Origin of the sequence: Pectobacterium carotovorum (genome assembly GCF_900129615.1) — a bacterium.
In the GTDB taxonomy this organism is placed as follows: Bacteria; Pseudomonadota; Gammaproteobacteria; order Enterobacterales; family Enterobacteriaceae; genus Pectobacterium; species Pectobacterium carotovorum.
In genome coordinates, this window is the sequence record NZ_FQWI01000014.1 from 12,576 (window position 1) to 25,432 (window position 12,857).

14 protein-coding genes are annotated in these 12,857 nt (G+C 48.1%); 2 read left to right on the forward strand and 12 right to left on the reverse strand.

Annotated elements, in window-relative coordinates; genetic code table 11:
• Positions 1-19 precede the first annotated feature (19 nt).
• Together BUB06_RS20010 and pdeH are read right to left on the reverse strand one after the other, a co-directional pair.
• Entirely contained in the window at positions 20-1,534 is a 1,515-nt protein-coding gene (locus tag BUB06_RS20010; RefSeq protein WP_010302481.1) for a sensor domain-containing protein, read from the reverse strand.
• A gap of 787 nt (positions 1,535-2,321) precedes the next feature.
• On the reverse strand, positions 2,322-3,113 hold the full coding sequence (gene pdeH / locus BUB06_RS20015) for a cyclic-guanylate-specific phosphodiesterase (protein ID WP_139294560.1): 792 nt from the start codon (positions 3,111-3,113) through the stop codon (positions 2,322-2,324).
• Positions 3,114-3,583: 470 nt separating this feature from the next.
• On the opposite strand from pdeH, the gene BUB06_RS20020 reads away from it, so the two are divergent.
• Positions 3,584-3,844 (forward strand): YfhL family 4Fe-4S dicluster ferredoxin, encoded by a 261-nt coding sequence (locus BUB06_RS20020; RefSeq protein WP_010302487.1) that lies wholly within the window; start codon positions 3,584-3,586, stop codon positions 3,842-3,844.
• Between the two features lie 18 nt (positions 3,845-3,862).
• Here BUB06_RS20020 and acpS read toward each other — a convergent pair whose 3' ends face one another.
• The 7 genes from acpS to lepA all read right to left on the reverse strand — a co-directional run bounded on the left by acpS (position 3,863) and on the right by lepA (position 10,458).
• On the reverse strand, positions 3,863-4,243 hold the full coding sequence (acpS, locus tag BUB06_RS20025) for a holo-ACP synthase (protein WP_014916247.1): 381 nt from the start codon (positions 4,241-4,243) through the stop codon (positions 3,863-3,865).
• Positions 4,243-4,974, reverse strand: coding sequence for a pyridoxine 5'-phosphate synthase (gene pdxJ / locus BUB06_RS20030; protein WP_039476009.1), 732 nt, complete (start codon positions 4,972-4,974; stop codon positions 4,243-4,245). The genes acpS and pdxJ overlap by 1 nt, the downstream gene beginning before the upstream one ends.
• A gap of 80 nt (positions 4,975-5,054) precedes the next feature.
• Entirely contained in the window at positions 5,055-5,792 is a 738-nt protein-coding gene (recO, locus tag BUB06_RS20035; protein ID WP_039476011.1) for a DNA repair protein RecO, read from the reverse strand.
• An 11-nt stretch (positions 5,793-5,803) separates the two neighbouring features.
• Entirely contained in the window at positions 5,804-6,709 is a 906-nt protein-coding gene (gene era, locus BUB06_RS20040; RefSeq protein WP_039476013.1) for a GTPase Era, read from the reverse strand.
• Positions 6,706-7,386 carry a ribonuclease III gene (rnc, locus tag BUB06_RS20045; RefSeq protein WP_010302498.1) on the reverse strand — a complete coding sequence of 227 codons (681 nt, stop codon included), beginning with the start codon at positions 7,384-7,386 and terminating at the stop codon, positions 6,706-6,708. The genes era and rnc overlap by 4 nt, the downstream gene beginning before the upstream one ends.
• Positions 7,387-7,676: 290 nt before the next feature.
• Positions 7,677-8,642, reverse strand: coding sequence for a signal peptidase I (gene lepB / locus BUB06_RS20050; RefSeq protein ID WP_010302500.1), 966 nt, complete (start codon positions 8,640-8,642; stop codon positions 7,677-7,679).
• 16 nt (positions 8,643-8,658) lie between these two features.
• The gene (gene lepA / locus BUB06_RS20055; RefSeq protein WP_039476015.1) at positions 8,659-10,458 is read right to left on the reverse strand and encodes a translation elongation factor 4; all 1,800 of its coding nucleotides are present in this window, start codon (positions 10,456-10,458) and stop codon (positions 8,659-8,661) included.
• Between lepA and BUB06_RS22030 the strand changes: the two genes are divergently transcribed.
• The gene (locus BUB06_RS22030) at positions 10,450-10,662 is read left to right on the forward strand and encodes a hypothetical protein (protein WP_039284410.1); all 213 of its coding nucleotides are present in this window, start codon (positions 10,450-10,452) and stop codon (positions 10,660-10,662) included. The genes lepA and BUB06_RS22030 overlap by 9 nt on opposite strands.
• Before the next feature lie 92 nt (positions 10,663-10,754).
• Here the strand turns inward: BUB06_RS22030 and rseC are convergent, their stop codons facing one another.
• Genes rseC through rseA form a run of 3 tightly spaced genes read right to left on the reverse strand, consistent with a single transcriptional unit; the run spans position 10,755 to position 12,816 of the window.
• Positions 10,755-11,207 (reverse strand): SoxR-reducing system protein RseC, encoded by a 453-nt coding sequence (rseC, locus tag BUB06_RS20060; RefSeq protein WP_010302503.1) that lies wholly within the window; start codon positions 11,205-11,207, stop codon positions 10,755-10,757.
• On the reverse strand, positions 11,204-12,166 hold the full coding sequence (gene rseB / locus BUB06_RS20065) for a sigma-E factor regulatory protein RseB (RefSeq protein WP_039476019.1): 963 nt from the start codon (positions 12,164-12,166) through the stop codon (positions 11,204-11,206). Before rseB ends, rseC begins: the two co-directional genes overlap by 4 nt.
• Positions 12,166-12,816: an anti-sigma-E factor RseA gene (rseA, locus tag BUB06_RS20070; protein ID WP_039476020.1), complete on the reverse strand. Its 651-nt coding sequence runs from the start codon at positions 12,814-12,816 to the stop codon at positions 12,166-12,168. The genes rseB and rseA overlap by 1 nt, the downstream gene beginning before the upstream one ends.
• Positions 12,817-12,857 lie beyond the last annotated feature (41 nt).

Genomic DNA, 12,857 nt, shown 5'->3' on the forward strand with positions numbered 1-12,857 from the left:
GCCTTTTTTATTTCATTTATCAATGATCGTTCATGTTGTGATAAATCTGAGTTTGACTGCGCCCCATGGCTTTAGCTTGGTACATGGCGGAATCGGCATTAATTGCCAGCGTCAGAGAATCGGAGCCGTGTTCTGGATACAGCGCAATACCGATGCTGCACGATATATCCAGTTTTTTCCCGTTGATCTCAAAAGGTTTATTCAATGCGTTATGGATTTTATCTGCAACATAGAGTGTATTATCAATTTCCTTAATACCCTGAAGCAGAATAATAAATTCATCACCGCTACGGCGATATACCGTATCCGAATCCCGAACCGCACCACGCATACGTGCAGCCGCTTCTTTTAATAACAAATCGCCAACAGCATGCCCAAACGAGTCGTTGATCTGTTTAAATTTATCGAGATCCAGGAACATCAGCGCGATTTTTCTACCCGTTTGTTTGGATAGCAGAATCGCCTGTTCCATTTGTTCGGCAAACGTCAGGCCATTAGCCAGTGACGTTAATGAGTCATAGTGCGCCAGTTGCCGATAGTGTTCCTCGCTCCGCCGCAGCATATCAATGGCATGATATCGCTCTATGGCAATCGCAATCAGCTGTGCCGACTTCTCGATAGAGAAAATTTCCTCTTCGGTCGGCACATACACTTTGCGATGATAAACGCTTAAAACCCCTAATATTTCTTTGTTCTGACCAATGATAGGTTCAGACCAGCAGGAACGCAGCCCGGCATATAATGCGAGCCCTTTATATAAAGACCAATGCGGATGCACGGAAATATCGTCAGCAATCACGCGTTTTCCGGTATAGGCCGCAGTACCAAAAGAAGCCACACCATCGGCAATTTTCACGTTGTGAATGGCATTTTTATAAAAACCTGGCAGGCTCGGTGCCGATCCAAGCGTCAAACATTTCTTTTCTTTATCAACGAGCAGTACAGAACAAACGATACGGCCAGGGTTTTTTTCCTCAACGCTGAAAATGATCGCGTCCAGGATATCCTTCAGCGGTGCGCCGCTTGATAACAGCTCCAACGCACGATTGTATGAATTATCATGATGTTCCTGTGATTTCCGCTCGGTAATATCTAACTTAATGCCGACATACTGGGTCGTGTTACTCGCCTTATTATATATTTTAACGATATTGGCCTTTTCCCAATACAACTGACCATCTTTACGCCGATTAACGAACTCACCGCTCCAAACATTACCTTTATTTATGGTAGCCCACAGATCTTCATAGACGCTGGCGTTGGTCATGCCAGAGTTTAATATATTCGTTTTTTTGCCAATAACTTCATCTGGCATATAGCCAGACATGGTAATAAACTGGCGATTGACGTAAATAATTTCACAATTTTCATCTGCGATCATAATTGAGGCAGGGCTATATTCCATCGCAAAAAAAGTCATGTTGAGGAAGTCTTGTTTTTTCTGCTCAGTTTTAAACTTTTGTTTAATTTTTCTATTTTTTACAGAAGAAAACAATAACAATAACAACAGTAGGGTTATTATAATTTCATACACAATAACACTCTCCTCAGGCCCGAGTGGTCCTGATCGTACAAATCACAACGCTGATGACGAAAAATCCCGGTAACAAGCCCCTACCCCGTAGATTTTCAGGATGGGTGCATTTCCGGAGAGCAGAAAGGATGAAAGAAAAAACGCTCCATGAAGCAGGAGTGTTTAGAAACATAGCAACGTAAGCATAAAGCCCTCGCATATGACTGTGCGCAGATAAAAACAACAAATTCAAAAGAGTATCTTAATTTAATAGTAGTAATTGTTCGGGTTATAAGCTTCTCTAATGGAATAAAAGAATATTCCTAAAGGTACATGGCGATATATTCTGAACATCAAATTTTTGTAAGCAAATCAATTATACCAATAAGTATCATTGTTTTAATCAACAAAATCTATCACAAAGTGATTTTTGATCGTTAACAGTAAACATTATATTTTTTTACCATTAAAAATCAAATAATTAAAAGAAAAAAATAAAATCATTAACGCAAGCGTCTGATTATATATGTCATAATTTGATGCAAAATCCGCAGTCCTCCTCCCTGTTGTTTTATTGAAATTAAACACTGCCATAACAAATAAAACAAGAATTAAATAACAAAAATAAAACAAAATACAGCATTATGCCTTGCTAATCAGAAAGGAAAGACAGCCTGTCAGATAGGCGATATTTCGTACAGCGATGAAATATTAGGAAATATAATGAATTAATAGGAAGGAAAAACATTGATGGGCATACAGCGGTACTCTACTGTGTAAAGTGATAGCCTAAACAACAGGTTATCACCTAAAGTTCAAGCTTCAACGTCTCAAAATTCTCAAACGGCTGAGGGCGCGAGAGGTAGTATCCTTGGGCAGCATAAGCATGCGAGGCCTGAACAATTGCCCACTCTTCCTTTGTTTCGATTCCCTCAATGACCACATAATTGCAAAAACGCGATAGCAAAGCGATCAACGCCGGGAAAACGGTTTTCCCTTCACCACTTTGTTGCAGGAGAATGAAGAGCTCACGTGCCACTTTGATGCAATCATACTGAGCCAGCATGAGTGATGAAAAATTCGCCATACCGCAGCCAAAATCATCCAGCCACAGTGTTTGCGCTTCTGGAAGCTTGGTTAAGATTTCTTTTGGCAGCCCTCCCTGATTTTCGACCATTTCAAAACGAATCCAGGGCATTGCCGCGATCAGACGTTTGGCTTCCAGACTATTTTGCAACGCGAGTAGCGTCATACCATCAATATTGACAGAGGCAAAAAGATCGTCACGAGTAAATCGAAAACTCCACTGAGATAAAAGTTGCAGTTGTTCTACAATAATTAAAAGGCGGGTTTCAACATCGATATTCGCGAAGTATTTTTCAGGAGAGATGAACTTTTGCGGCAGGGTAGGAGAAAAAACGGAAGTCAGTAACTCAATAGCCATTAATTTACCTGATGTTCGGTAAATGGGCTGAAAAGTATACCGCCGTTGGCATTGGTGCCAGTAATCAGCGCCTAATGGCTCTGCGTCTCCCTGTTGGAAAAATCCTGCCCCAACCTGATTAAGATGACCTTCCTGCTGCACTATGAGTTCCGCCATTAAACTGACACTATTAGTTATAAAATTATATCATACGGACATGCACCGTCATCGACTCTCCAGATGCAAACTTCATCGGCAATACCGATTAAATCAATGTCCATGATATTACAAAAATAAGTGGTTCAATATCACAACTAAATTTATTTAAATTGTAAATCAATAAATTAAAACCCAAGAAACACAGTCGCACTGGCTGATTCATACAGTTTAAAGGATAGGTATAAAACCAATTTAACGAACAGATGGTAATTTTACCCTGTAACCTCACTATTTATGCAGCCAATGGGTTACATGCTGAAGGCCTCCGAAAACACGCGAAACCCGCAGTAAACGGTCTCGGAAGAAAGGCACATTGAAGGCAGGGGAAGCCGATTTACCAGTATATTCTTCATCAATGACAGTTACGCGTGTTTAAACGAGCATCAACGGGTATAATCTGCGCCCTGTTTGTAAGGTAGAAGAACATCATGGCGTTACTCATCACCCATAAATGCATCAACTGTGACATGTGTGAACCTGAGTGTCCTAATCAGGCTATTTCCATGGGCATGGACATTTATGAAATTGACTCCACCCTCTGTACTGAGTGCGTTGGCCACTACGACACCCCTACGTGTCAGAAAGTCTGTCCGATCGACAATACGATCGTCAAAGATCCAAACCATGTTGAAGGCAATGAGCAGCTGTGGGAAAAATACGTGCTCATGCACCATGCCGACAGGATTTAAGCATCCGTTTACGAACGATCAGCTTTCGATAATCACCGTCGCACAGGCATAGCGTCTTTCGTCAGCCAGCGTCACATGGACGTGTCTGACGCCCATCTGTTCAGCCAGCTCTGCCGCTTTAGCAAAAAACCGCAGGCAAGGTTTACCCAGTTCGTCATTAAAAACCTCAAACTGGTTGAACGCGAGCCCGTTACGGATTCCGGTGCCAAAGGCTTTTGCTGCCGCTTCTTTCACGGCAAAGCGCTTGGCGAGGAAACGAACAGGCTGCTGATGCTGCTGATAATGTGCCCATTCAGCATCCGTCAGGATGCGGCGAGCCAATCGCTCGCCTGAACGTTCAATCACCGCGTCAATACGGGCGATTTCGACAATATCGGTTCCGAGCCCAAGAATCGCCATTAGCGGCGTGCTTCTCGCATCAGGTTCTTCATTTCGGCAACGGCATCCTTCAGACCGCTCATCACCGCACGCCCGATAATCGCATGCCCAATATTCAATTCGTGCATTTCTGGCAAGGCAGCAATCGGCAGAACGTTGTGGTACGTCAGACCGTGTCCGGCATTGACTTTAAGCCCCTTCGCTGCGGCGTAAGTCGCCGCATCACGAATGCGTTCGAACTCATGCTGGCGTGCTTCATCATCTGGCGCATCGGCATACGCCCCGGTATGGATTTCGATATAGGGTGCACCGCTGGCAACGGCGGCATCGATTTGCCGCTTATCCGCATCAATGAAGAGTGAAACCAAGATGTTAGCCTGACTAAGTCTGGCTACTGCGTTATCGATCTTTTCCTGCTGCCCTGCGACATCCAGCCCGCCTTCGGTTGTCACTTCCTGGCGTTTTTCCGGTACCAGACAGCAAAAATGTGGCTTCACTTCACAGGCGATGTTCAGCATTTCTTCCGTGACGGCCATTTCCAGATTCATACGGGTTTGGAGCGTTTCTCTCAGGATCTGTACATCACGATCCGTAATATGGCGACGATCTTCACGCAAATGCACGGTGATGCCATCCGCCCCCGCCTGCTCAGCGACAAAAGCCGCCTGAACGGGATCGGGATACGCCGTTCCACGCGCATTACGCAGCGTTGCAATGTGATCGATGTTAACGCCAAGCAGCAGTTCAGCCATGATAAATCCTCGGTAAAGTCATGCACGATACGTGGCAGTTTACACCGATGTCACGGCGTCAGGGTACTGAGGAGGTGGGATTATTTATCAGAAGATGCGGGTTTGGACAAATTAGCAGCAGGAACAAACTGGCGGAACAGTTCACGACTTTTTAGCGGTTTTCCCCCCAGATACGGCTTTAACGCAATGCGGGTGAAACGCTTTGCCGCCTTCAGTGTGCCGACATCTGGAAATTCACGCGACGCCAGCGAACGTAATTCATGCCCGGTAAAACTTTTGTTATCGACAACCAGACTGGCAATAAATCCCCTTTCCTCTCGATACTGATAAGTCATGGTATCTGCCACCGGTTCGCCGCTACCAGCACAATGCAGGAAATCAACGCCGTATCCCAGATAGCCCAGTAACGCTAATTCAAAGCGTCTTAATGCGGGTTCGGGAGAGGCATCCTGTGCAGCAAGATGTTGTAAACAGTGGAGATAATCGAAGAAAAGAGCGGAGTAATTGGTTTCATGTTCCAGCACGCGAGACAGCAGTTCGTTAACGTATAAACCGCTATAAAGCATCGAGCCAGTCAGTGGTAGCGCGAGCGAGACAGGCTCGGCGCTGCGTAATGTTTTCACTTCTCCCCGCCCACTCCAGCGCACCAGCAGCGGAGTGAAAGGCTGTAAACAGCCTTTCAGGCTAGAGCGTCGGGCTCGCGCGCCTTTGGCAAGCACGCGAACTCGACCACCGCTTTCACTAAACAGATCCAGCAATAAGCTGGTTTCGCTATAAGGTCGCCCATGCAAGACAAATGCGCGCTGCAAGCCTTCCATCGGCGTGAACCTTACCGGTCTTCGCTATAACCCAGGCTGCGCAGGGCACGTTCGTCATCTGCCCAACCGGATTTCACTTTAACCCACAGCTCAAGGTGCACCTTGGCTTCGAACATCTCTTCCATATCTTGACGAGATTCGATACCAATGGTTTTAATTTTGGCACCTTTGTTGCCAATGACCATCTTCTTCTGGCCTTCACGCTCAACCAGAATCAGGCCGTTGATGTCATAACCGCCGCGCTCGTTCGTCACGAAACGCTCGATTTCAACCGTCACGGAATACGGCAATTCTTCACCCAGGAAGCGCATCAGTTTTTCACGAATAATTTCCGATGCCATAAAGCGCTGTGAGCGATCGGTGATGTAATCTTCCGGGAAGTGGTGCGTTGCCTGCGGTAAGTGTTTACGCACAATGCTGGCAATCGTATCGACATTCGTGCCCTTCTCAGCCGAGATTGGAACGACGTCAAGGAAGTCCATCTGTTGGCTGAGGAACTGGATATGTGGCAGCAGCTTAGTTTTATCCGTGACGTTATCGACTTTATTGATCGCCAATAGCACAGGGAGTTTCTGATCGCGCAGCTTATTCAATACCATCTCGTCGTCGTCGTTCCAGTGTGTCCCTTCAACAACGAAAATGATCAGCTCAACGTCACCAATTGAGCTGCTGGCGGCACGGTTCATCAGGCGGTTAATCGCCCGCTTTTCTTCAATGTGCAATCCCGGCGTATCCACATAAATAGCCTGATAAGGCCCTTCAGTGTGAATACCCATGATGCGGTGCCGCGTCGTCTGAGGCTTACGTGACGTAATAGAAATCTTCTGCCCCAGTAATTGATTCAGTAACGTCGATTTACCGACGTTTGGTCGACCAACAATCGCGACAAAACCGCAGTGTGTCTGTACTTCGCTCATTCAAGCTCCAGTTTTTTCAACGCTTGTTCAGCCGCAGCCTGTTCGGCTTTACGACGGCTCGATCCTGTACCAATGACCGACTCACTAAAGCCGCTCACCTGACAGTGGATAGTAAATTCCTGATCGTGTGCTTCCCCACGAACCTGCACCACCAAATACGTTGGCAGAGGTAAGTGGCGCCCTTGCAGAAATTCCTGCAACCGCGTTTTCGGATCTTTTTGCTTATCGCCGGGACTGATTTCATCCAGACGCGTCTGATACCAGTTCAGGATCAAACGTTCGATGGTCTGAATGTCGCTGTCGAGGAAAATGCCGCCAATCAGCGCTTCGACCGTATCAGCCAAGATCGATTCACGACGGAAACCACCGCTTTTTAATTCACCGGGACCGAGGCGTAAGCACTCTCCCAGTTCGAATTCACGCGCGATTTCCGCCAGCGTATTTCCTCGCACCAGCGTCGCTCGCATCCGACTCATGTCCCCTTCATCAACCTTGGGGAAACGGTGATACAGCGCATTGGCGATCACAAAACTCAGGATGGAGTCACCCAGGAACTCGAGTCTTTCATTATGTTTGCTGCTAGCGCTACGGTGCGTCAACGCCTGTAACAAAAGATCGTACTGCTGAAAAGTATAGCCCAGCTTTCTTTGTAAACGATTTATCAGGATGGGATTCATGTGTTACCAATAGATCAACGATGCGTCAAAAACAGCAGCATACGGAACAGCCCTGCTTACCAATTCGGTCAAAACTGTTTCGTTTGCATTGGCTCCCATAGGGAGCCTGCCTTTTTGCCCGTCATACTTCGCGTTGCCTGTACGTTAGCGTGGTTAAAACGCTAACGTGTTGTCCTGCAACTCGTACTATTTAGGGCATGTTCTTTCAAAAAGAGCATTACAGAAAATATTCTACATCGGACAGCATCAGAATGCTGCCTGTATCTTATTTCGGTTAATGCTTACTTTAGTTAATGGATACCACCAATGCGACTCAAACGTACGCCGGTAGGCCATTCACCTTCCTGCTTCTCGAAGCTCATCCAGATAGCGGTGGCTTTACCGACCAGATTTCTCTCCGGAACAAAGCCCCAATAGCGACTATCCAGACTGTTGTCGCGGTTATCACCCATCATGAAGTAGTGCCCGGCTGGGACAACCCATGTCGCAAGCTGCTGCTGCGATTGCTGGTAATAACCACCGAGCTGATCCTGCTGACCCGGCACCAACAGAATATTATGCGTTACATTACCTAATGACTCTTTGCGTGCGCCCATGCGGGTCCCTTCCACGCTGTTGTCATTAGCAGGTACCTCATAAAATCCGCTGCGCGATTCCAGTCCTGGCTGGTTGAAGGTCTGAACAAAATCGCTAGGCTGTACGTTACTGTATGTGACGGCCAGTGCCGTATCGCACGCCTGCTGTCCCTGACAGGATGGACGAATCGTCACCTGCTTGGTTATCGGGTTATAGCTAACGCGATCGCCAGGTACGCCAACCACGCGTTTGATGAAGTCCACTTTAGGATCGGACGGATATTTAAACACCACCACGTCGCCACGCTTCGGATGGCCGGTTTCGATCAGCGTTTTTTGCGTGAAGGGTTCTTTAATACCGTAGGCAAATTTCTCCACCAGAATAAAATCACCGATCAACAGCGTCGGCATCATCGAACCCGATGGAATTTGAAACGGCTCATAAATGAAGGAGCGCACAACCAATACCAAAGCGACAACCGGGAAGACGGACGCTATCGTCTCAATCCAGCCTGGTTGTTGAATCGCTTTCGATGAAACCGCGCCATCAGCCAGATCGGCGCCGCTCATCGCAGCAAATTTCTTCCGGCGAGCGGGTGCCCAGACGAAACGTTCTAAACACCAGACAATCCCCGTGACCAGCGTCACCAATGCCAGAATTACGGCAAACATATTGGCCATGCCAACTCCTCAGAATTTATTTACTGTCTTTGCCGACGTGCAGAATTGCCAGAAACGCTTCTTGCGGCAGTTCGACGTTGCCGACCTGCTTCATACGTTTCTTACCGTCTTTCTGTTTCTGCAACAGTTTCTTCTTACGGCTGACGTCGCCACCATAACACTTGGCCAGTACGTTTTTACGCAATTGCTTAACCGTAGAGCGTGCAATAATGTGGTTACCAATAGCGGCCTGAATCGCGATATCAAACTGCTGACGTGGAATCAGTTCTTTCATCTTTTCGACGAATTCACGACCACGATATTGTGAATTATCACGGTGAGTAATCAGGGCCAATGCATCAACACGCTCGTTGTTGATTAATACATCAACGCGCACCATGTCTGATGCCTGGAAACGCTTGAAGCCATAATCCAGCGAGGCATAACCACGAGACGTTGATTTCAGGCGATCGAAGAAATCGAGTACCACTTCGGCCATCGGGATTTCATACGTCAACGCAACCTGATTACCGTGGTACACCATGTTCGTCTGCACACCGCGCTTCTCAATACAAAGCGTAATCACGTTGCCCAAATATTCTTGAGGCATCAGCATGTGACATTCGGCGATCGGTTCGCGCAGTTCCTGAATATTGTTCAGCGGCGGCAGTTTAGACGGGCTATCCACATAGATGGTTTCTTTAGCCGTCGTTTCTACTTCATACACTACCGTCGGTGCCGTGGTGATCAGCTCCAGATCGTACTCACGCTCCAGACGTTCCTGAATGATCTCCATATGCAGCAGACCCAGGAATCCACAGCGGAAACCAAAGCCCAGTGCGGTAGAGCTTTCTGGCTCATAGAACAGGGAGGCATCATTGAGGCTCAGCTTGCCTAACGCATCGCGGAATGCTTCATAGTCGTCGGAGCTAATCGGGAACAGACCCGCGTAGACCTGAGGTTTGACTTTCTTAAAGCCCGGTAACGCTTTTTCAGCTGGCTGACGCGCCAGCGTCAGGGTATCCCCGACTGGAGCACCCAAAATATCTTTGATGGCGCACACTAACCAGCCTACTTCGCCGCAGTTCAATACATCGCGGTCAATCTGCTTCGGCGTAAAAATACCGAGACGGTCGGCGTTATAAACCTGACCCGTACTCATCACCTTAATTTTGTCGCCTTTGCGCATCGTGCCGTTTTTGATACGCACCAGTGACACAACGCCAAGATAGTTATCAAACCAGGAGTCGATAATCAGCGCCTGCAGCGGTTCGTCTGGGCTGCCTTCCGGCGGCGGGATATCACGTACTAAACGATCCAGAACATCCGGCACGCCAATACCCGTTTTCGCAGAGCAGCGCACCGCATCGGTAGCATCAATGCCGACGATATCTTCAATTTCCTGAGCAACACGATCCGGGTCAGCAGCAGGCAGGTCGATCTTATTCAGAACCGGCACCACTTCCAGATTCATATCCAGCGCGGTATAGCAGTTCGCCAACGTCTGAGCTTCAACGCCCTGCCCAGCATCAACAACAAGCAGCGCACCTTCACAGGCGGCGAGCGAACGGGAAACTTCATAAGAGAAGTCAACGTGCCCAGGCGTATCGATGAAGTTTAACTGGTAGGTTTGGCCGTCCTGCGCTTTATAATCCAGCGTGACGCTTTGCGCTTTAATCGTTATTCCGCGTTCACGTTCCAGATCCATGGAATCCAGAACCTGCGCAGCCATTTCACGCTCGGTTAAACCGCCGCAAATCTGGATAATACGGTCAGATAACGTTGATTTACCGTGGTCGATATGGGCAATAATGGAGAAATTTCGTATATGCTTCATTATAAAAATTTTTCTACCTTGATATTCCTGAAATTCTTGCCGATGGGCATGCGCATAGGTGAAAACAGCAGCGATGTTATTCCACCTGAATCGCAGCATTCTACATGCGAGAGGCGTGAAAACCTAGTCATGTCCGGTGCATTCCCTTTGATTATGACGGTTTTATTTGGAATAGCAGAACAACAAGAGGAAAGCAGGAAGTAAAGTGTCATTACGTGGCAAACATCGTGTCGAAAGATAACAAACAAGTAAGCAATGTTTCCGCACCGCGCGCCGTTTACGCTCAGGTAAACAGGTCAATTTTGTAACAGAGTGCCCGGCAGTGCGATTTGCAGGATAACGGGCTCATAACGCTTATTTTTACCCAACTGTTTAGCCCAGCGCTTCACGCCGATAAACGCCACGCCACCGCCCAGCAGTGCGCCAATAACAGCGGCCAGATCGGTGCCGAATAACGTTTGGCAGATCGCCGCGCCGAGCAGTAGCCCAACCAGCGGAACGAAATAAACCAGAGCAGCGGAAAACAGCAGCCGCCCCTCAGAAATGCCCAACTCCACCTTTTGTCCCACTTCTAAAGGCCGATCGTAAGGAACGTACAGCGTATTTTCAGCAGAGAGCCCAAGCTGACTTAATAAACCGGTTCCACACGACGAGCGGGATTTACAGGTGCCGCAGCCCGAACTTGGCTCACACCGCAGCTCTGCAATTCCATCCTGCCATGACACTACCGTTGCCCACTCTTTAATCACGGTTGCGCCTTCAAAATAATACTGTCAGCCACGCGTTTAGCCGTAGAAGGAGGAATATCGCCGACGACGGTAATCTCTCGGTTGCCTTTCATGACAGTGTGAATAGAGCGTCGCCCCGTGAGCACAGATTGTTCCTCGCTCACGTCAGAAGACGGGCTAATGTTAATCGAAAAGCTGAATAAGCCATCGCTATACAGACGTGTTTCAATCGGGATGGACGAACCGGGCAATACCTTTTTGTTGTGCGACAGCTCTTTCATCCCAGCAGGTAGCCATTCTGGCACCCAGGTAAAATCACCTTTTTCCGCAGCAGGCGCGGGTAGCGCGGGAGGAAGTTTGATACCTTCCAGCGGACGCATCACGCTCACTACATCATCGTCAACAATCAGTGATGTCGTTAAGAATTGTTCCAGCCGTTTGTCGCCATTGCGATCCTGTAAATCAATGCGCAGTGGAAGTTTCGAGTCCGCATCAATCCACACCGTATAGCTGTAGCGTGTGCCATCGCGTGAGATGACCCGAATGCCTGATGCCAGACGATCGGCGATGCGCACCCGCCCATCAGCAGGAACAAAATCATAATAGGGCGATAGTTTCTGAAAATCAGCGAACACCAGAGAAGGGAGAGAGTCAACGATATGATCGCTGGTGAGCGTAAATGGCTCAAAACCAGGATCGAAATAGCTGATTTCATTACCACGCTGCACGATCTCGCGTCGCGGCCCGTCCATAAATAGCAACTGCGCTAAGGCACGGTTATTCACCACAGCATGGCGATACCGTACCGACTCGAACCCTTGCAGGGTAATGTTAATAAAGGAAATTTCGTAATTCTGAGAGCGAATAGCGCCATTCATCTGTTGCAGCAATGCGCCCGGCTCAACATTCTGAGCCGGGGCGAAAGTAGAATAAAGCAGACTGCCAATCAGAAAACAGGCGGCGGACCAAACACGCTTCATTACCGGGGCTGTGTTCCTAATGATTGAGTACCGGGAACCTGAATTGCCGCTTGCTGATCGTCCTGCGGCAGAGCGTGCTCGGCATGCAGCCGGCGCTGTAATTCGTAGTCCTGCAAAATGGCGTTAAGGCGATTGCGCTGCATATCGGATTTCTGTTGACCGCTGTTAGGGGCAACATTTTCTGACGGCACGCCCAGACTCACTGGAGAGGCGGTGCCCATAGCGGGTAAAGTGCTGAACACGCCGGATTCCACAACATGTTCGGAAGCATTATTACCCTGCTGGTAATTTTGTACGCCGACAATCACCGCTAAAGAGACGCAGGCGGCCACACCGACTTGCGTCAGTTGGCTGCCCCACGGGCGGATTTTGTGCCAGAAAGGCATTTTCGTCCACTCGACAGGTTGTGGCTGAGATTCAGGCTGCGCTTGTGGAACCAGACGAACAGGTTCTTTTTCGATTGCAGCGGCAACACGAGAAGCGATGTCCAGATGAATCACGTTTTCACTCACATCACCACGCATCACATCACGAATCAGATGATAACTTTGCCAACTTTGCTGCAACGCGTCATCCCGTGACAGTGCGCCTAACAGTTCGGAATCTACTGCTTCGCCATCCATTAAAGCGGAAAGTTTCTCTTTCTGCATACCGACACCCTTACCTTGTCAAATCCATCATTAGTCATGCG

Excerpts from the sequence above, each read along its gene's own strand:
- pdeH (WP_139294560.1), bottom strand. The coding sequence starts at position 3,113 with ATGGCGGAACTCATAGTGCAGCAGGAAGGTCATCTTAATCAGGTTGGG.
- BUB06_RS20020 (WP_010302487.1), top strand. The coding sequence starts at position 3,584 with ATGGCGTTACTCATCACCCATAAATGCATCAACTGTGACATGTGTGAA.
- acpS (WP_014916247.1), bottom strand. The coding sequence starts at position 4,243 with ATGGCGATTCTTGGGCTCGGAACCGATATTGTCGAAATCGCCCGTATT.
- pdxJ (WP_039476009.1), bottom strand. The coding sequence starts at position 4,974 with ATGGCTGAACTGCTGCTTGGCGTTAACATCGATCACATTGCAACGCTG.
- recO (WP_039476011.1), bottom strand. The coding sequence starts at position 5,792 with ATGGAAGGCTTGCAGCGCGCATTTGTCTTGCATGGGCGACCTTATAGC.
- era (WP_039476013.1), bottom strand. The coding sequence starts at position 6,709 with ATGAGCGAAGTACAGACACACTGCGGTTTTGTCGCGATTGTTGGTCGA.
- rnc (WP_010302498.1), bottom strand. The coding sequence starts at position 7,386 with ATGAATCCCATCCTGATAAATCGTTTACAAAGAAAGCTGGGCTATACT.
- lepB (WP_010302500.1), bottom strand. The coding sequence starts at position 8,642 with ATGGCCAATATGTTTGCCGTAATTCTGGCATTGGTGACGCTGGTCACG.
- BUB06_RS22030 (WP_039284410.1), top strand. The coding sequence starts at position 10,450 with ATGCTTCATTATAAAAATTTTTCTACCTTGATATTCCTGAAATTCTTG.
- lepA (WP_039476015.1), bottom strand. The coding sequence starts at position 10,458 with ATGAAGCATATACGAAATTTCTCCATTATTGCCCATATCGACCACGGT.
- rseB (WP_039476019.1), bottom strand. The coding sequence starts at position 12,166 with ATGAAGCGTGTTTGGTCCGCCGCCTGTTTTCTGATTGGCAGTCTGCTT.
- rseA (WP_039476020.1), bottom strand. The coding sequence starts at position 12,816 with ATGCAGAAAGAGAAACTTTCCGCTTTAATGGATGGCGAAGCAGTAGAT.